We start from the raw sequence: 18,053 nt of genomic DNA on the forward strand, positions 1-18,053 counted from the left end.
GATATTCTGGAGAGGTAACTATATGCTATGGCATGAAATTGTCTGTGACGATTGTTGCACCGTTCTTGATGGTTTTTCTGGCACTGGTAATTATAATTCAAGGTTAAAAAAGATAGCTAAAGATCAAGGATGGATTGTTAAAAAGAACGGGCATGCACGATGTCAAGAATGCAAGGATAAGAAAGGAAATTAATATTTTCCAGAGCATTTGCCATAAAAGAGAGGAAGTCGGCAATGCCTGTAAATATGATTCTGCTTCATTTGCGGAGTTAGAATCGGCAGTTACGAGAGCGGAAAAAGCCATGAAAGAACAGCGGTGGATTCCGATATCGGAACGGCTGCCAACGGTACAAGATATTTCGGATAACATGTGCCCCTGTTTCCTCACTACTGAAAAGTATCAAAGTACAGCACAGCGAAGAACGTTTAATATAATAACTGGTGAATTTAAAGACAGCACTGGAAGAAGAGTTGAAGTATTGGCATGGATGCCATTACCAAGAATACATCAATCAAACTGAAATCTTCATGAAAGGCAACAGGCAGCAACACAAGACATTAATACTTTTAGAGGAGGGATAAATTGGGAAGTAAAGAAGAGCATGCGGTAATGCTAACCACGGAACACGCAAGGGCTGCGAAGCAAGATTACATACTTAAAGGATCTAAAGCTGATACCTTCAGTGCAACAATGCCAGCTTATTCATATACAAGCCTGTGTCTAGATCCGGCTTTAAGGACAGGCCCAGCTTGTGCAGTACAAGTAAGAAGGTGCAGCATGAAGCTTTAAAGAATGAGTTTGAACAAATGCAAGAATAGCCTGCAAAAGGCAGGCATGGCAGCAGGGCAGGGAGGCGATACATTGACTGCAAAAGAATATTTAAGTCAACTTGGAGAACTGACAACTAAAATAAATCAGAAAAAGCAAGAATTTAAAGATATTAAAGAAAATATTGGAATTGTAATTAAATCTGATGGAACAGAAAGCGTTAAAGTTCAAACCTCTTTTGTTGGATCGAACGGAAAACAGACTGAAACACAAGCTATTAGAATTGTTACAATAGAGAATGATATTAAAGATAAAATAATCAAGTACATTGAAACTAAAAACAAAATTATCGATCAAATACATGATTTGAATAACGAATTGTATATTGATATTTTGTATAGGAGATATGTCAGAGGAGAAAGAGATTTTACTAAAATGGCCTACGAGATGGGGTATACATATAAGTACATAGTAAACAAACATGGAGAGGCTTTGGCGAAGTTTGAAAGAATACACCAGTTGGATTTTAAGCGTGCATGCTAAAAGAAGTGGAAAGAAGTGGAAAAAAATGGATAACAAATGGAAAAGTTTTGAAAAAGGTGTGTTATACTAATAGTGTGGAATTGGGCTTCCGAGCAGGAGGCCCTTTTTTAATCCCGACAGGAATTTTGTTATCATCATTTGAAAAGGAGATGGTAGCATGAATAGTTTCATAAGTTGGATAGGTGGTAAAAAGCTTTTACGCAAAAAGATCCTGGAGCAGTTTCCAGATCCGGATTCCTTTAAACGATACATTGAGGTATTTGGGGGAGCCGGTTGGGTGTTGTTTGCGAGTGATAAACATGCACCTATGGAAGTATTTAATGACGCAAACGGCGAGTTGATCAACTTATATCGAATCGTAAAACATCACCCTGAAGCTTTACAGAAGGAACTGGAGTGGCTGCTGGTATCCAGGGAACAGTTTTTTGATGAGCTTAGCCGGAATACAAGAGGCATGACTGATATTCAGAGAGCAGCAAGATTTTTCTGTATGATCAAAGAAAGTTTTGGATCCAGTCTGAAATCTTTTGGAGCTACATCTAAAAGTCCGCTTGATATTAAAAAGGCAGTAGATTATCTCATAGAGGTATCAAGCCGGCTGAACCGAGTTGTTATTGAAAATCAGGACTTTGAGCGGTTAATAAAGACATATGATCGTCCAGATGCTTTGTTTTACTTAGATCCGCCTTATTACGAAGCGGAAAAGTATTATCCGGATCGTTTTAATCCAGAGGATCACAACCGGTTGCGTGAGTGCCTTGGTGGCATTAAAGGCAAATTTGTTTTGTCCTATAACGATTGCCCCCAGATCAGGGAGCTGTATGAGGGGTATACGCTTGTTGAGGCAGAACGGGCGGACAATCTTGTTACCAAGAGCGAAAGCCGAAAATATAAAGAGCTTATTATCAAAAATTTCTAATTGCAACCTTAAAATCCGTTGAGATTAATATTTGTATTATACGTATAATACGTAATAAATGCTTGACGATACGTGTAATACGTGCTATACTTAACATAAGGAGGACAGAGATGAGGTTTAGAGAAGTAGAAAAGCTGATTTTACAAGATGGTTGGTATCAAGTAAATCAAGTTGGTTCTCATCACCAATACAAACACCCTATTAAATCTGGAAAAGTTACAATACCAGAACATAAAGGGAAAGATATAAACCCATCAGTTGTAAAGTCAATACTTAAGCAGGCAGGGCTGTAAAAAGCCCTGATTCCTGCGAATAAAAAACGGATAATCTAAAAAGGAGGAAAAAATGAAATTAGCATATCCAGCAGTATTTACACCGTATGAAGATAAAAGTGGCGGTTATGTTGTTGAGTTTCCAGACTTACCGGGTTGTGTAACCGGAGGCGATGATATGGCAGAAGCCATTTTCATGGCAGAAGATGCTGCCAGTGGTTGGCTATTAACGGAACTGGAAGAAGGCCATAAAATTCCGGAAGCTTCAAATTTCGCAGTAATAAAAATAGAAGATGAACAGTTTGTGAATCTGATCGCTTTAGATATGGATTCCTATGCAGCAAAGTACGGAAACAAGGCTGTTAAGAAAACCCTTACGATTCCTGCATATCTTAATACTTATGCAGAAGAAAATAATATAAGCTGTTCAGCTGTTTTACAGGAAGCACTAAGCAAAATGGTACAGTCCTCAATTCAGTAGTAAATAGACCTCATTTCGGGCGCTCAGTTATCTGGGCGCTTTTTCTATAGGCATCGGTAAAAATCGATGCTTTTATATTGCATGAAATGTAATCAGCTAATGAAATTAAGAGAAAATAAATTAAATTGTCAGAATTTTACAAAAGGTACTTTCCAGGGGGTAGGCCCCTATGCGGGGCGAGGAAGGCGCAGTATTTTTGGCTATAAAGGCAAAAAAAATAGGTGACTTCCTTCCGCTTTTTCTGTGTTGGGCATCGGAGCCGAGCTGATACCGAAAGGAGGCATGAAATAGATTGGAAGTAAATCAAAAGGAATTAGCACAATGTCTTGGAATATCAAGCCGCCAAGTAAGAAACCTTAGTAAAGAAGGTCTGTTTAATACATTGCAAAATGGGAGAGGGTACAACTTAGAAAAGTGCATCCAAGAGTATATAAATTTCAAGATAAATGCGGAAATGGGCAGGAGGACATCTGTTACAAAAGAGGAAGTGCAGGCGGAACATGAGGAAGTGAAGAAACAGATATCACTTTTAAGGCTGAGAGCATTACGCCGGGAACTTCATACTGCAACAAATGTTGAAGCTTTTTTATCTGATATGTTGATTCATTTCAGAAATCGCATTCTCTCACTACCGGAGAAAATATCAATGGAATTAAGCGGAATGGATGACGTAAATCAAATGACACAAGTTTTAAGAAAAAATTTGTCAGATGCCTTAGAAGAACTATCTGAATATAATCCCGATGAAATAGACGGTTTAGGGCGGACCGATCTGGATAATATTGAGGAAGCTGAAGAAGAAGAGGGGGAAGAAGAATGGGGTGATGATTAATGTCACGTGGGGCAAGGGAACGAAAGAAAACAGCAAATCTTTTTCGCCGGGTTATAAGAAAAAGTCTAAAAAAATCAGAAGAACTGACAGTCAGCCAGTGGGCGGAAAAATATCGAATACTTGATGAATCCAGTAACTTATCGGGGAGATGGTCAAATGATGTAACGCCATATCTTATAGGGATCATGAATGCATTAAACGATGACTATATCCGGGAAATATATCTCTGTAAAGGATCTCAGCTTGGCGGTACAGAGGTTCTCATAAATATGCTTATGTATATTATTGATAAAAGCCCCGCTCCAACAATGGTTGTATACCCTTCTGATGATCTGGCAAAGGATATATCAAATGATAAGCTTAAACCTGCTTTTAATTTGGTTCCGCAAATAAAAAGGGTATTCATGGAAAATGCATCAAAAGAATTGAGATTGAAATTTAAAACCATGGTATTGTATTTGCGTGGTGCCGGATCACCTTCAAAACTGGCATCAAAAGCTATAAAATATCTTTTCTTTGATGAAATAGATAAAATTGGAGGTGCATCTAAAAAAGAGGCATCACCTTACAACCTTGCTATGGAGCGAGTTAAAACATATAAATCCCAAAGCAAAGTATACGCCTGTTCTACTCCAACACTGGCAACGAACCACATCTGGAAACTGCACGATGAAGCGGATGAAGTAAAGCATTATTATGTACCGTGTCCTCATTGTGGCGAAATGATAGAACTATTGTGGGAACAGATCAAATTTGATAAGGATGAAGAAAAAAGATTAAGTCCATATGATAGAGCTAAAACCGCACGATATGTTTGCCAGAAGTGCGGTTGTTTTATTGAAGATAAAGATAAACCTAAAATGCTACGAGAAGGGCATTGGCAAACTGTAAAAAAACGTGGAATTGGAAGACCTAAAACACTTGGTTTCTGGATAAGTTCCCTATATAGCCGCTTCTTAACTTGGGCCGATATTGCAGAAGAATTTATAAAATCAAAAGATGATCCAGAATTGCTGCAGAACTTTGTAAACTCATGGCTTGGAGAACCATGGGAAGATACGAAGCTTAAAACTTCTAGTGAGTTAGTGCTTGAACGTCAGACAGATTTGCCGGAAATGATAATTCCAGAATGGGCAAAATTGATAACTGCAGGTGTCGATGTGCAGGAAACTAGCCTCTATTATTCGGTCAGAGCTTGGGGAGATTTTACTACTAGTCAGAATATAACACATGGTCAGGTCCTGTCATTTGCTGACATAGAAAGTATCATGAATACAGAATGGAATACGCAAGATGGCAGAAAGATGATAGTTAATCTTGCGTTGATAGATTCCGGGTATCAGCCGGATGATACATATGACTTCTGCGTAAATAATTCTGATTGGGCATTACCGTGTAAAGGCGCATCAAACCCAATGAGGGATAGATATAAGATCAGCAAAGTGGATAAAGCGAATTCTAAAGCGTTTGGAATGCAACTTGTCTTAATAGATGGAGGCCAGTTTAAGGACTCTATCATGGCACGTATGCAAAGGGAAAATGGTACCGGAAGTTGGATGGTGTATAAAGGGTGTGATGAAGAATATGCATCTCAGGTGACATCTGAGCACAAAGTCATGGTAAAAGCAGCAAATGGAGCAAAGCGGATCCAGTGGGTATTAAAAAAATCACATGGAGATAACCATTATCTAGATTGCGAAGTTTATAACATGGCGGCAGCTGAAATTCTTGGGGTCAGAAGGCTGCATTTAGAGGGTGATACAGAACAGCAGCAGAATCCAACTGAAAACACAGAATATACGCCGGAGGAAACATGGATAGAACAACAGGAAAATTGGATATAAGGAGGATTATATGGCAGATAGTATCAAGTTATTCGGTCAACCAGAAGAACAACTGGCAGTTGTCAATGAAGCCATCTATGCAATTTTAAAAGGTGGTCAATCATATAAAATCGGTACTCGGCAGCTTACCAGAGCAAATTTAGATTTGCTATATGACATGCAGTTGAAGCTTCAGGCTCAAATTGTCGGAAAGGAAGAAAATCACCTATTTCCGGATACGGTAGTAGCTGTATTTGATGGGAGGTAATTCATATGAACTGGCTTGATAAAACCATAGGCTGGATATCACCTGAAGCAGGATACAGAAGAGAGGCGTATCGAAAAGCCTTAGAGGAATACAAGAATTATGATGCTGCTGGATATGACCGGATCAACTCAAACTGGCGGGTATTTAATGAATCTGCTGAAATGACAGACCGGTATAGTAGGGATACGGTTAGGGCAAGGGCTAGGGACCTGGAACGCAATTCGGATATTATGAATGCAGTAACAGGAGCATATAAACGAAATGTCTATGGAGCCGGATACCGATTGAGGGCAAACTGCAGCGATGAAAAACTGAATACACAGATTGAAAAGCTATGGAAGATATGGTGTAAGAAGCAGAATTGTGATGTTACAGGGACACAGAGCTTTCAATCCATGATGCGGATGGCTATTCAACGGAAAAAAATTGATGGAGGAATTATTTTTTTAAAACGCTATACTTCCGAAGGATTTATACCATTTAAACTTCAGGCTTTAGAAGTCGATGAATTAGATCTTACTGCGATAACACCTAAAAACCAAGGAAATCGGGTGGTTGGAGGCATAGAATATAATTCACACAGCCGCCCAGTTGGTTACTTTATCCGACAATACAGTCTTGATGGGACAATCATAACGGAACCAGTTTATATAGAAGCAAAAGATATTATATTTTATTTTACAAAAACAAGACCGTCACAGGTTCGGGAAATGTCTGATATGACTCCTACGATCACAAGGATACGTGATTCGAACGAATTTATGAGGGCTGTATCGGTAAAGGAAAGAATATTGTCTTGCTTATCTGTATTTATAAAGCGAGAGCTGCCGCCTTCTGGGATCGGAGTTGGTAGAGGAGGAGCAATAGGATCATCAGGAAAAGATGACAAAACATACGATTATCAAGGGAAAACATTAACTCCTGGTATGATTCAGTACCTTAACAAAGGTGATGAAGCACAGGTTGTAAATCCAAGCGGTCAGGCAACAGATGCAACTGCCTATATTAAGCAGGAAATACGCTTAGTTGGGTCAGGACAAGGATTAAGCTATGAGACAATCAGCAGGGACATGTCAGAAAGTAACTATAGTTCTGCCAGGCAGGGACTGATCGAAGATGAGTTAACCTATGCGGAAGAAAAAAGCCTACTGATGGAAGTCATGACTGAAATTTATGAGAGCTTTCTTATATCTTTGGTACTCGCAGGCAAAATCAATATTAAGGATTTTTGGGAAAAGAAAGAAATTTACCTGGATCATAGCTGGATACAGGCGCCTAAGCGCTGGATTGATCCACTAAAAGAGACGAATGCAAATAAAACGGCTCTCAACACCGGACAAAAAACATGGGCTGATATGGCATCAGAAAACGGAAAAGACTGGAAAGAGCAAATCAATGAAATGGTTGAAATAATAGAGTATGGAAAAGAAAAAGGAATTGATATGGGAGGTGTAATATTTGGAAATAACAGCAAAACAGAACCTGTCAAGGAGCCAGATACAGCAGAAGCAGACGGAAATAAGGGAAAATCTTAACCGTTCACTTCCGGCTGCTTCTATACGTTCTGTGGAGGGTGAGGAACGAACGGTTGAACTTTCATTTTCATCTGAAGAACCATATGGCCGATGGTGGGGAGTAGAAGTCCTGGATCATTCAGAAGGGTGTGTGGATTTAAACAGAATTAACAGCATTGGTTGTGTTTTATTTAACCATAACCGGGATAAGGTGATTGGAAAGATAATTGATTCATCGAATGATGGCAGCAGATGTTACGCAAAAGTAAAATTTGATGATGATGAAGCATCAGATATCATTTACAAGAAGGTTCAGAGCGGAACACTAAAAGGTGTATCTGTGGGATATGTTGTGGAGTCATGGGAAGAGGTAATGCCAGGGAAAAAGTCTGCAGACGGGAGGTTTACCGGTCCATGTGATATCGCAAAAAGATGGACACCGTTTGAGATATCAATTGTTTCAGTACCAGCAGATCCAACCGTGGGAGTTGGACGTGAATTTGAAAACGCAACTTATATTACAAATGGAAGAATGCTGGACTTTTATAGCAGGCAGCTTCAAATAAATAAAAATAAATTCAGGAGGGAATTATGACAAGAAAACAAATTATGGAACGGCAGCAAGAGATTTTAAGTACTGCAAAAACTGAACACAGAGACCTGACCAATGAAGAAAAAGCAGAATTTGACAATCTGCAAAGAGAACTGGATCAGATGGAAGCCGGTGCTGGGGGAGGAGAATCAGCAAGCCAGAGAAGTACCGAAAACACGGGAATAGAAAGACCTGCAAACGGTATTACTCCAGATCAGGCAGCACAAAGAGCAATCGAAGCAGAACGGAAGAGGACAGCAGATATTACAAGCTTATGCCGAAATTTCGAAATTTCTCCTGATGAATATATTAGGAATGGAAGCAGTATGGAAGCAGTAAGAACAGCAGTACTTGATCAGCTGAAGAAAACCAATGGCCCGGTGGGTGTGCGTGTTACCGCAGATGAAGGAGACAAGTTCCGGGAACGTGCTTCTGATGCTCTATTGATGCGGTCAGGGATTGCAGTCATTGCTCCTACAGATGGGGCAACTCAGATGCGCAGCATGAGCATGAGGGACTTGGCTGTAGAATGTTTATCCAGGGAAGGGGAGGATGTCAGAACCCTATTAAGAATGGATCCTACAGATATGTATAACAATTTATGCCGGCAGTTTTATAACCCGACAGCCGCATTTCCGGCTATTCTGGATAACACCATTAAAAAAAGCATTGTTCAGCTATATAATCAGGTTCCTACAACTTTCCAGGCCTGGACCACAAAAGGTAGCTTGAAAGACTTTAAGGAAACCAGTGATCATGAGTATGTAATCGGTGGAGCAGGAGACTTTTTACTTGTACCAGAAAACGGGGAATTAAAGGCGGATACACCTGAAACCCAGCTGCTTCCAAAACGTAAATTAGGTACTTATGGCCGACAGTTTAGCATGACCCGGCAGGCATTCATCAATGACGATATTGGATTCTTGACAGAGATTCCAGGATTATATGCAACGAGAGCAAAGAAAACCATTGATAAGCAGGTTTACAGCTTACTGTTTAACAATGGAAAAATATTTGACGGAGTAAACCTATTTGACAACAAACACAAAAATTTAATTACAACTGGAGCGAAACCTTCTCAAGCAGCTATCCAAGCAATAATTTTACAAATGCAGAAACAGACTGATCAGTTTGGAGAGGCAATCTATATCACACCTCAACACATTATTGTTCCGGTTGGATATGAGTTTGACTTGGCAGTTATTTTGCGTTCTGCACAGGTAACTGGAACCAACGATAACGACATTAATCCACTGTACAACTATCCGCTGAAAATTGTACAGACTCCTGTTCTCAATGTCTTGGCTGGTGCTGGTGCTGCACCATGGTTTATGGTTGCGAATGCAATGAGCGCAAAGTCAATCCAGGTTGATTATCTGAATGGTCAGGAAACGCCGATTGTAAGAAGAATGGAAGCTCCAGGGACCCTGGGATTTGTATGGGATATGTATTTGGACTGGGGTATTGCAGTTCGTGACTTCCGAGGAATTGCCAAAAATCCAGGCACACCAATTGTTTAATTTTTGAAGAGAGGAGAATTTAGATGAGCAAAGCAACTTACTGGCAACGTGGGGAATCATTAGATTACAGCAACACTACGACAAAGACGATTGATGCAGGAACGGTTGTTGCATTAAAAAGCAGGATTGGAGTAATTGGCGGAGATATCCTACCGGGAGAGATGGGAACCATACATATGACCGGTGTATTTGAAATCACAAAAACAGATGCAAATGAAATCACAATGGGAACGCTTGTGTTTTTTGATGGGACAGGCATCACTGCAACGGCTGGGACAGATACACCGGCAGGGTATGCGGCAGCAGATGCGGCAGCAGGGGACAATTCTATTATCGTAAAACTGTTGGGTTAAAGAAATGAAGCTGATCGCAGTAAGCCATATTCTTTATCGAAATATGCAGTACTATCCAGGTGATGAGCTTCCAATTGGCACAGATATGCAGGAAGTATGGATTGATTGCGGAAGTGCTACATTCGAAGATAGTGATGAAACAGTAGAAACGAAGGTAACAAAAGCCCGGAGAGTAATGGCGCAATCCGGGCTTACTGGTACTGCTGTAAATTCTGAATTGGATGAGAATTTAGTTGGAAGAGTGCCGGTAACTGAGGGGAGGCGCAGGAAGTGAAAAGTTTCAAGGAACTGCTGTCTGCTGATATCAAAGCTGTGTTTATGAATCCGGAAGAATTCGGAGAACTGCATACAGTCGGTGGAAGAGAGATGCCGGTTATTATTGATGAGACAGAAATTACGGAACGTAGTAAAAAGCAGGCTGAACATGGGCGTATTGATGGTGTGTATGAAAGACGGATACTCCTTTATGTTTCAAAGAGTGATTTCGGAAGGTTGCCTGGAATTGGTGGTCTACTGATCGTGGATAACACCAAATGGCGGATTGTAGATGCAGTTGATGAGGATGGGATATATTCTATCACATTAGGGTACTTAAAAGCATGAATATAAAAATCGAATTAAATAAGGACGATTACTCTAAAATAATCCGTTCTATGCGGGATGTTGAGAAATCAGAAGAATCCGTACTTAAGACAGCAGTAAATAATACTGCAAAACGGGCACAGCGGCTACTTATCAAGCGAGCAGGAAAAACCTATGTTGGAGAAGTGGCCCGCCAGGAGCGTATAAAATCGGCTTCTGAGATCATAAAAGGTCAGGTTAAAAACCCAACTACTGTTATTCGATTTAGTTCCACTGTGCATGAAATTAAAGAATTCCATGTATCAAGTCTTGTGGCTACCAGGACTATGCAGGGTAATGTTTTAAGAGGAGCGTCAAAAACACTGGAAGGAACATCTGGAAAAGCGTTTGTGGTTCGGTTTAAAAGCGGACATCAAGCAGTTGTGCAGCGTGTGCAAGGTGCGAAAATGAAAAGCAATCCAAAGAAAGAGAAACTTAAGAAACTATTAGGCCCTTCATACATGAAGATGATTGGAGGGGAAAAGGTATACAAACCAGATGAAGTTACAGAACTACTTCACGAAGAGTTAGGGAAAATCATGTCAAAAGTATTGGGGGGTGGTAGGTAATGGAATCAACAAGAGCGAGAACACCACTTTTCTTACAAGAAGCACTTGTTAATGAGATTAAAAAGATCACAGGTGATATGTTATTTCATTCGCCTAAAAGCCAGGAATTGGTTAAATTGGAGGTCTTTGTACAATCTCTTCCTATTCCGGTTTTAGAAAGCACGGCAGAGAGTAAAGATTTTAGTAACATAGAATACCAGGGGAGCCAGATAGAGGAGCCTATTTTTAAATGTCCATGGTGCATTGTCAAAATCGAAGGTGGAAATATACCGGGGATAAATGAACAACAGGCAATACAGGTTGTGGTTTGCTTTGGAATTTTTAATGATGATGTTAGCAATCAGGGACACCGGGAAATATTGAACCTCTTTCAAAGGATATATTCCAGATTTGCGGTTGACCCTATATTGGACAGCCAGTATACCTGTACTGGAGAATTTGAATGGGCGTTGCAGGAAGAAGATACATACCCTCATTTTTTTGGGGGAATAGGCATAAGTTTTAAATTTATGGGATATAGAAGGGAGAATAAGTTTTTATGAAAAATGTAGATAAAGCAGTGGAAAATGAAATCGTAACCACAGATGTCAAACCACTAAAAACGGAAACAAAGGGATCGTTGGAAAAAGAGGCCAGGATTTATTTGGGTCCAACTTTAAAAGGTGTGACAAGTGGTACTGTTTTTAGTGGGGATTTGCCTCTAATGTTGCAAGATGCCATAAAAGATGTTCCTGTAATCACTGAGCTGGTGGTGCCTCTGTCAAGGCTTGTAGAGGCGGGAAAAGAATTAGCTGATCAGAATTCTGCACTGAACAAATTTTATGATCTGGCAGAAAAATATAGGAAAGGAGAATAAAATCAAATGGGATACAATCATCGTATTTCTACTCAAGAAATTGATACACAGATCACAATCCCTATAAAAGGTACGGCAGGGCTTCAGGTAGTTGTAGGGACAGCGCCTGTGAATATGGCGGAGGATCCTGCAGCGGTGGCAAACGTACCTATTATTGCCTATAGCTTTCCGGAGGCTCAGAGGCAGCTGGGTTATAGTGATGATTTTAAAAATTATACGCTTTGCCAGTCAATGGATGCCAGCTTTCGTGTGTTTTCTGTTGCACCGGTAGTATTTATCAATGTTCTGGATCCATCAAAGCACAAGAAAGCATATACAAAAGATGATATTGCTGTCGTGGCAAAGAAAGCCATGATTGAAGATACAGGTATTATCATTAAAACTCTTCAAATTAAGGATCAAGCAGAAGGCAGCCTTGAAGCAAATGTGGATTATATCGCAGAATTTAACCAGGCAGGTGGTATTGATATTACCCTGCTATCAACACAAAAGACCGCTACAGTGACAAAGATTAAGGCTTCAGGAGATCAAATTGATCCGTCTATGGTCACGGAAACAGATATCATTGGCGGATATGATGTGGCAAGCGGAAAGGAAACCGGTATGGAGTTGATCCGGCAAGTATATCCTAAGTTCGGGTTTACACCAGGAATCCTTATTGCACCAGGCTGGTCACAGGATCCCACAGTGGCAGCGGTTATGTGTGCTAAGACAGAAGATATAAACGGGGCATTTACCTGTGAAACAGCAATTGATATGGATACCGTGAATACAAAAGTATATACAGCGCTTAAAGATGCAAAATCAGAAATGGCTGTTACGAACAAACACGCCATACTTCTTTGGCCAAAACTTAGGTTAGGAAAGAAGATTTATGCATATTCCGCCATTTGGGCTGCTATGACAGCTTACACTGATGCAAAGAACAATGATATTCCGGTAAAAAGTCCATCAAATGAGCTTCTTAATGTAAGTGCAGCCGTTCTATCTGATGGAACCGAAATTTTGTTAGATACCGCCATGGCAGAGGTCGTTAATTCGAACGGTATAGTAACTGCGATCAATGATGGGGGTTGGAGATCATGGGGAAATAATACGGCGGTATATCCTGTATCATCTGACCCGAAGGACCGCTGGATTGCTTGCCGCAGGATGATGAGCTGGTATCGGAATCGTTTTATTCTTACATATAGAGCAAAGTGTGATGCTTCAGCCAATTACCGCTTGATTGAGGCTATTGTAGATGCGGAGAATCTATATTTAAACAGTCTAACATCGACAGGAGATATTGCCGGCGGGTCTATTAGTTTTAGCGAAGAGGACAATCCGATTGAATCAATCCTTAACGGAGCAATTATTTTTTATACTAAGCTTGCATTCTGGACACCTGCAGAATACATCCTGAACAAGATTGAGTTTGATCCAACAATTATCCAAACAGCGTTAGGAGGTAAATAATATGGAATTTGACAATAAAATCATTCCAGAAGTAATTCATGGTTTTAGAGTATACGATGGAGATGGCGATCAGCTTATAGGGATTACTGATGAAATGAACATGGCGGACTTAGCCAGCAAAACAGCAACCATCACGGGGGCGGGAATCCCTGGGTCGTACGATGTTCCTATATTAGGTCATTTTGACTCTATCACCCAGGATATCCCATTTCGCATTTTGTACAGGCCGGTCCTTGAGTTCGCAAATCCCATGAAACAGGTAAGGTTTAATATTAGGGGTGCAATCCAGGTAACAGACAAATCTACAGGCGTATCAGATTTTACGGGATTCCGTTACGTGGTGGGTGGGCGCTGTAAAAGCTTATCTCCAGGAAACCTTAAACCAGGCGATGTCATGGGATCAAAGCTGAGTATTGAGGCGACATATATATTGTATGAGATTGACGGTGTTAAGCTTATTGAGATTGATAAGCTTAACAACATCTACCGAATTAACGGCACAGACTTAATGGAAAAAGTTCGAAAGTTATGTTAATGGGAGGACATTATGGATATTAAAAATCAGAATAAGGAAGAGATATTACAAGAGGCCGCCGGACAAGCGACCTCTTCTACATCCGGTGGGCCAAAGGTCATTGTAAAACTGTATGATCCTTATATTTTTGATGGCGTGGAGGTAAAAGAGATTAACTTATCTGGACTCTATGATATGACAGCGGAAGATATGTTTGCTGTTGATGAGCGGATACGTATTCATGGATATTCTGGTTCAAATCCAGAAATTACAAGAAGGTATGCATTACTAACTGCGGCAAGGGTTAATCATAAGCCGTGGGAATGGTGCAACCATATGAAGGCAAGGGATGCCGTAAGAATAAAAAACGTGGTGGCAGGTTTTTTTTACATGCCGGGATAAGAGCGGATGATTCGGAAATAATCAGGCGTAATTGCCTTAAGCTTTCTTTATTAACCCATACCGGATTAGACTATTTGTTTGGACTGCCACTTAATGAACTAAGAAATATTTTTGCGGTAGCAGCAAAAAAAGAGTAAGAAGGGAGAAAAAACGTGGCAGATAATAAACAGTACAAGCTGGCGATAGAAATTGCTGGAATGATTGATCGGTCATTGGGCGAGGCCTGTAACCTCACTAAGAAACAACTCAAAGCAGTTGCAAAAGAAGCAGCGGCAACGAGCAATGAAAGCGTAAGCTTTACAGATGCCATGGGAAAGGCTGGAAGCGGAATTGACGGGCTTTGGAATGGTGCAACTACAGCAGTGAAAACCACAGCAGAAGCATTACTGGCAGCAGGTGCAGCAGCAGGCGTGGCAGGTGGACTGATTATCCATGTTGGTTCTGACTTTGAATCTGCTTTTGCCGGAGTTAAAAAGACGGTAGATGCTACAGATCAGCAATTAGCTGACTTAGAAGAAGGCCTTAGAGAGATGGCAAAAAACAAGCCGCAGACAGCAGTAGAACTGGCAGAGATTGCAGAAGCTGCCGGACAGCTTGGAATACATACGGAAAATATTGAAGAGTTTACGAATGTTATGGCTGATTTAAAGGTAGCCACAAACCTTGGAGATGTAGGTGCCTCACAATTTGCAAAGTTCGCAAACATCACAGGCATGGCCCAGGACAAGTTTGACAGATTGGGAAGTTCTGTTGTTGATTTGGGCAATCACATGGCTACAACAGAGTTGGATATCGTTAGTATGGCGATGCGTCTTGCTGGTGCCGGTACGCAGGTAAAAATGAATGAGGCAGATATAATGGGTTTTGCTGCCGCATTATCCAGCGTTGGTATAGAGGCAGAAATGGGCGGATCTGCTATGTCCAAGATGATGATTGAGATGCAGCTTGCAGTTGAAACAGGACTAGATGCATGGGGACCTTTGGAAGAAGCTTTGGCAAGGACGGGACGCACAACAGAGCAGGCAGAAAACGCTGTAGCAAAAGGCGGGAGCGCATTAAAAAATTTTGCAGCAGCTACAGGACAAAATAGCAAGCAATTAAGGGAATCAGTGAAAGAAGCTCAAAAATCCGCAGGTAGCCTACAAGACTTTGCGGATGTGGCAAATATGACATCAGAAGAATTTGCTGCGGCTTTTAAAGATAACGCAGCAAAAGCTATGGGGGCCTTTATTTCTGGCTTAAACGATACTGAAAGATTGGGGCAGTCTGCAATTGTTACATTGGATTCAATGGATATTAAAGAGGTCAGGTTGAGAGATACCTTATTAAGGGCGGCGAATGCAAGCGGCCTCTTTAATGAATCTATCGACATGGCCAATAGGGCATTTGAGGAAAATACTGCACTCACAAAAGAAGCTGACCAAAGATACGCAACATTTGAAAGCCGCCTTGACATGGTAAAGAACCGGGTAACGGATATGGGAATCACCCTGTATCAGGATTTTAGAGATCCATTGTCAGATGTTTTGGATGTGGCTCTGGAATTTACCGAAGAAGCAGATCTATTTGATCCGGCCTATATTGATGGCATGGCTAAAAATTTTCAGAAGAACATTCCAACAGTTATCAGGCAAATTGGTGAGGCAAAGGATGCGGTTGTAGACTTTGCAGGTCCATTTATAGAACTTGGGGATTGGATGATCGAAAATCCAGATGTGGTTGCGGGAACCCTTGTGGGAATTGGGACAGCGATTGCTTCATTAAAGTTGGCCCAGACAATCACCAATGTTACAGATTCTATCAAAGGATTATATTTTGCCATGGCAAGCAATCCGGTCACAGCGGCAATAGGACTAGCGGCTTTGGCTGGTGGAGCAATCGTGGGAATATCTACAAAGGTTAAAATGGCGAATGCAGAATTAAGGAAACAGCGCCTAGATGAATCTTTTGGAACAATTTCGCTTTCTTTAAGCGAATTAGATGAAGTTACAGAACGAATCCTTGATACTGGAAACAGAAAAAATATCAATTCATTTATCGATCAAATGGGTAAAATCGCTGATATCTCAAGAACGTTGCGACAACAAGAAGAGTCATTAAAAAAAATCAATTGGAAGATATCAATGGGAATGGACCTAACGGACTCAGATCTAAAAAGTTATGAATCAACGATATATCAATACATTGAATCGTCTATAAGTGCAGTTGAACAGGAACACTATGCTGCGACCATTGCAGTAAAGACTTTGTTCAAAGGTGAGGGCGGGGAAGATATTATTACCAGCCTTGATGAATTTTATAGAGGTGTGGAAGATGAAGTAAAAGTAGCGGGCAATACATTGGGAGAAGCATACAGAGTTGCTATGGAAGATGAAATCATCACTCCGATGGAGCAGAAGAGAATTGACCAGCTGATAAATAACTTTACAGATCTTAAAAACCAGGTAATGGAAGCTGAATCTCAGGCAGAATGGCAAATTTTAAAAGGTGAAATCTTAGACGGATCGCAGCTTACTAGAGAATCATATGAAAATTTGTCAAAAAGAGCAAATGATCAAGCCCAAAAAGATAAAGAGACTTATCTGCGGTCATACGGAAAAGCTCTTACGGCAAACAATTTGAAACTAGATAAGACATTGTCAGACCCAACCATTTCGAGGGAAGAAAAAGATAAGGCTATAACCGATGCGGAAAACAATGAGCTGAAACAAAAAGAAGCACACCAAAAAAGAAATGCTGAAGTTGAGAAAAAGATCACTGACCTACAACTAGAAGCAGTATCTGGTGCACTCTCAAAGAGGATAAATGAAAACAAGAATGAATTAATTGATTACCTTTCTTTTTCGGGAAATGTAGCAAATGCATTAATTGATATGCTAAATATCCAAGATTTCAATGATCTGACAAAGGGAGAACTTCAAGGCCAATGGGAAGAATTAAAACCGAAACTTGGCGATCTTCTTATACTTAAAAAGGAATACGAGGATAGAGGGAAAGAAATACCGGAATCGTTGGCAAAAGGAATCAGAGATGCAGCAACGGCAGGAGTCCTGGAAGGTGACGTAAACGCTCTATGGGTATTACTAGAAGCAACTACAAACGGTGCTGAGTATCAGCGCCTTGTAGAGGGGATGGGGAAGTATGGAATTAATATCACGGAAGAAGTTGCAAAAGGGATAATAAACGGTAAATATAAAGTTGATGAGGGCATTAGATTACTTTATGATCATGCGCAAACGCAGCTTGAAAGTAAATTTGGACATATGACGGTTTATGGAGAGGTGGATTTTAATTGGGAAGTCGGAAGCGTGGCAACAAGACAGTCCTCCACATCGAATCCAAACGCCGGAAGAAATAATAATAACAGTATCAGAGAAGTGTTTGAGCCTCATGCAGAGGGAGGTATTTTTAGTACTCCTCATTTGGGCCTTGTTGCAGAAGCAGGCTGGCCGGAAGCAATTATACCTCTTGACGGATCATCTCATGCTGTATCAATCTGGCAAAAAGCTGGTGAGGCCCTTGGAGTACTTGGAGGCGGCTCACAATCAGGAGGAGGAAATGGCAATTCTTTTGGTGGTAATAATGACAATAGCGAAAGCAAAATAGTTTATGCCCCTGTTATCAGTGTTCCTGCTTCATCAGAGGAAATGGTTAAAAAAATATTAAGTGATGATTATCAAAGGTTTGAGCGCTTTATGAGACAATATGAGAAAGATCTGAAACGCTTGGCATTTTAAGGAGGTAGGC

Annotated in this window: 22 protein-coding genes; all 22 read left to right on the top strand. The window is 40.6% G+C overall.

The window, feature by feature from the left end:
- Positions 1–134: 134 nt before the first annotated feature.
- The 22 genes from BMW45_RS18380 (at position 135) to BMW45_RS18485 (ending at position 18,043) form a co-directional block, all read left to right on the top strand.
- Positions 135–521, top strand: coding sequence for a hypothetical protein (locus BMW45_RS18380; protein WP_143057065.1), 387 nt, complete (start codon positions 135–137; stop codon positions 519–521).
- 62 nt (positions 522–583) lie between these two features.
- Positions 584–790: a hypothetical protein gene (locus BMW45_RS18385; RefSeq protein ID WP_092247385.1), complete on the top strand. Its 207-nt coding sequence runs from the start codon at positions 584–586 to the stop codon at positions 788–790.
- A 3-nt stretch (positions 791–793) separates the two neighbouring features.
- A complete protein-coding gene (locus BMW45_RS18390) occupies positions 794–1,312 on the top strand; it encodes a hypothetical protein (RefSeq protein ID WP_092247388.1) in 519 nt (172 codons plus the stop codon).
- Positions 1,313–1,469: 157 nt separating this feature from the next.
- A complete protein-coding gene (locus tag BMW45_RS18395) occupies positions 1,470–2,231 on the top strand; it encodes a DNA adenine methylase (RefSeq protein ID WP_092247391.1) in 762 nt (253 codons plus the stop codon).
- Positions 2,232–2,341: 110 nt separating this feature from the next.
- Positions 2,342–2,524, top strand: a complete 183-nt coding sequence (locus BMW45_RS18400) for a type II toxin-antitoxin system HicA family toxin (RefSeq protein WP_092247394.1) — start codon at positions 2,342–2,344, stop codon at positions 2,522–2,524.
- Positions 2,525–2,576: 52 nt separating this feature from the next.
- Complete coding sequence (locus BMW45_RS18405; RefSeq protein ID WP_092247397.1) at positions 2,577–2,984, top strand: type II toxin-antitoxin system HicB family antitoxin; 408 nt, start codon at positions 2,577–2,579, stop codon at positions 2,982–2,984.
- 292 nt (positions 2,985–3,276) lie between these two features.
- Positions 3,277–3,816, top strand: a complete 540-nt coding sequence (locus BMW45_RS18410) for a DNA-packaging protein (RefSeq protein ID WP_092247400.1) — start codon at positions 3,277–3,279, stop codon at positions 3,814–3,816.
- Entirely contained in the window at positions 3,816–5,660 is a 1,845-nt protein-coding gene (locus BMW45_RS18415; protein ID WP_092247403.1) for a terminase gpA endonuclease subunit, read from the top strand. The genes BMW45_RS18410 and BMW45_RS18415 overlap by 1 nt, the downstream gene beginning before the upstream one ends.
- A 10-nt stretch (positions 5,661–5,670) precedes the next feature.
- A complete protein-coding gene (locus tag BMW45_RS18420) occupies positions 5,671–5,907 on the top strand; it encodes a peptidylprolyl isomerase (RefSeq protein WP_092247406.1) in 237 nt (78 codons plus the stop codon).
- A 5-nt stretch (positions 5,908–5,912) separates the two neighbouring features.
- Positions 5,913–7,442 (top strand): phage portal protein, encoded by a 1,530-nt coding sequence (locus tag BMW45_RS18425; protein WP_092247409.1) that lies wholly within the window; start codon positions 5,913–5,915, stop codon positions 7,440–7,442.
- Positions 7,366–8,016 (top strand): HK97 family phage prohead protease, encoded by a 651-nt coding sequence (locus BMW45_RS18430; protein ID WP_330390817.1) that lies wholly within the window; start codon positions 7,366–7,368, stop codon positions 8,014–8,016. The genes BMW45_RS18425 and BMW45_RS18430 overlap by 77 nt, the downstream gene beginning before the upstream one ends.
- Positions 8,013–9,533, top strand: a complete 1,521-nt coding sequence (locus tag BMW45_RS18435; protein WP_092247412.1) for a phage major capsid protein — start codon at positions 8,013–8,015, stop codon at positions 9,531–9,533. The genes BMW45_RS18430 and BMW45_RS18435 overlap by 4 nt, the downstream gene beginning before the upstream one ends.
- Before the next feature lie 23 nt (positions 9,534–9,556).
- A complete protein-coding gene (locus BMW45_RS18440) occupies positions 9,557–9,886 on the top strand; it encodes a DUF2190 family protein (RefSeq protein WP_092247415.1) in 330 nt (109 codons plus the stop codon).
- A gap of 4 nt (positions 9,887–9,890) precedes the next feature.
- The gene (locus BMW45_RS18445) at positions 9,891–10,160 is read left to right on the top strand and encodes a hypothetical protein (RefSeq protein WP_092247418.1); all 270 of its coding nucleotides are present in this window, start codon (positions 9,891–9,893) and stop codon (positions 10,158–10,160) included.
- Complete coding sequence (locus BMW45_RS18450) at positions 10,157–10,489, top strand: hypothetical protein (RefSeq protein ID WP_092247421.1); 333 nt, start codon at positions 10,157–10,159, stop codon at positions 10,487–10,489. Before BMW45_RS18445 ends, BMW45_RS18450 begins: the two co-directional genes overlap by 4 nt.
- Entirely contained in the window at positions 10,486–11,076 is a 591-nt protein-coding gene (locus BMW45_RS18455) for a hypothetical protein (protein WP_092247425.1), read from the top strand. The genes BMW45_RS18450 and BMW45_RS18455 overlap by 4 nt, the downstream gene beginning before the upstream one ends.
- On the top strand, positions 11,076–11,618 hold the full coding sequence (locus BMW45_RS18460) for a hypothetical protein (protein ID WP_092247428.1): 543 nt from the start codon (positions 11,076–11,078) through the stop codon (positions 11,616–11,618). Before BMW45_RS18455 ends, BMW45_RS18460 begins: the two co-directional genes overlap by 1 nt.
- Positions 11,615–11,932 carry a hypothetical protein gene (locus BMW45_RS18465; protein WP_092247431.1) on the top strand — a complete coding sequence of 106 codons (318 nt, stop codon included), beginning with the start codon at positions 11,615–11,617 and terminating at the stop codon, positions 11,930–11,932. The genes BMW45_RS18460 and BMW45_RS18465 overlap by 4 nt, the downstream gene beginning before the upstream one ends.
- Positions 11,933–11,938: 6 nt before the next feature.
- A complete protein-coding gene (locus tag BMW45_RS18470) occupies positions 11,939–13,390 on the top strand; it encodes a phage tail sheath family protein (RefSeq protein WP_092247434.1) in 1,452 nt (483 codons plus the stop codon).
- 1 nt (position 13,391) lies between these two features.
- Positions 13,392–13,925 carry a phage major tail tube protein gene (locus tag BMW45_RS18475; RefSeq protein ID WP_092247437.1) on the top strand — a complete coding sequence of 178 codons (534 nt, stop codon included), beginning with the start codon at positions 13,392–13,394 and terminating at the stop codon, positions 13,923–13,925.
- A 12-nt stretch (positions 13,926–13,937) separates the two neighbouring features.
- Positions 13,938–14,306: a phage tail assembly protein gene (locus BMW45_RS18480; RefSeq protein ID WP_092247440.1), complete on the top strand. Its 369-nt coding sequence runs from the start codon at positions 13,938–13,940 to the stop codon at positions 14,304–14,306.
- A gap of 152 nt (positions 14,307–14,458) precedes the next feature.
- Positions 14,459–18,043: a phage tail tape measure protein gene (locus BMW45_RS18485; protein ID WP_092247442.1), complete on the top strand. Its 3,585-nt coding sequence runs from the start codon at positions 14,459–14,461 to the stop codon at positions 18,041–18,043.
- Positions 18,044–18,053: the final 10 nt, after the last annotated feature.

It is taken from the genome of Lacrimispora sphenoides, from assembly GCF_900105215.1.
Classification (GTDB): Bacteria; Bacillota; Clostridia; order Lachnospirales; family Lachnospiraceae; genus Lacrimispora; species Lacrimispora sphenoides_A.

What these genes read in the sequence shown, in the direction of transcription:
- BMW45_RS18390 (WP_092247388.1), top strand. Translation starts at nt 794, where the DNA reads ATGAGTTTGAACAAATGCAAGAATAGCCTGCAAAAGGCAGGCATGGCA.
- BMW45_RS18395 (WP_092247391.1), top strand. Translation starts at nt 1,470, where the DNA reads ATGAATAGTTTCATAAGTTGGATAGGTGGTAAAAAGCTTTTACGCAAA.
- BMW45_RS18400 (WP_092247394.1), top strand. Translation starts at nt 2,342, where the DNA reads ATGAGGTTTAGAGAAGTAGAAAAGCTGATTTTACAAGATGGTTGGTAT.
- BMW45_RS18405 (WP_092247397.1), top strand. Translation starts at nt 2,577, where the DNA reads ATGAAATTAGCATATCCAGCAGTATTTACACCGTATGAAGATAAAAGT.
- BMW45_RS18415 (WP_092247403.1), top strand. Translation starts at nt 3,816, where the DNA reads ATGTCACGTGGGGCAAGGGAACGAAAGAAAACAGCAAATCTTTTTCGC.
- BMW45_RS18420 (WP_092247406.1), top strand. Translation starts at nt 5,671, where the DNA reads ATGGCAGATAGTATCAAGTTATTCGGTCAACCAGAAGAACAACTGGCA.
- BMW45_RS18425 (WP_092247409.1), top strand. Translation starts at nt 5,913, where the DNA reads ATGAACTGGCTTGATAAAACCATAGGCTGGATATCACCTGAAGCAGGA.
- BMW45_RS18435 (WP_092247412.1), top strand. Translation starts at nt 8,013, where the DNA reads ATGACAAGAAAACAAATTATGGAACGGCAGCAAGAGATTTTAAGTACT.
- BMW45_RS18440 (WP_092247415.1), top strand. Translation starts at nt 9,557, where the DNA reads ATGAGCAAAGCAACTTACTGGCAACGTGGGGAATCATTAGATTACAGC.
- BMW45_RS18445 (WP_092247418.1), top strand. Translation starts at nt 9,891, where the DNA reads ATGAAGCTGATCGCAGTAAGCCATATTCTTTATCGAAATATGCAGTAC.
- BMW45_RS18455 (WP_092247425.1), top strand. Translation starts at nt 10,486, where the DNA reads ATGAATATAAAAATCGAATTAAATAAGGACGATTACTCTAAAATAATC.
- BMW45_RS18460 (WP_092247428.1), top strand. Translation starts at nt 11,076, where the DNA reads ATGGAATCAACAAGAGCGAGAACACCACTTTTCTTACAAGAAGCACTT.
- BMW45_RS18465 (WP_092247431.1), top strand. Translation starts at nt 11,615, where the DNA reads ATGAAAAATGTAGATAAAGCAGTGGAAAATGAAATCGTAACCACAGAT.
- BMW45_RS18470 (WP_092247434.1), top strand. Translation starts at nt 11,939, where the DNA reads ATGGGATACAATCATCGTATTTCTACTCAAGAAATTGATACACAGATC.
- BMW45_RS18475 (WP_092247437.1), top strand. Translation starts at nt 13,392, where the DNA reads ATGGAATTTGACAATAAAATCATTCCAGAAGTAATTCATGGTTTTAGA.
- BMW45_RS18480 (WP_092247440.1), top strand. Translation starts at nt 13,938, where the DNA reads ATGGATATTAAAAATCAGAATAAGGAAGAGATATTACAAGAGGCCGCC.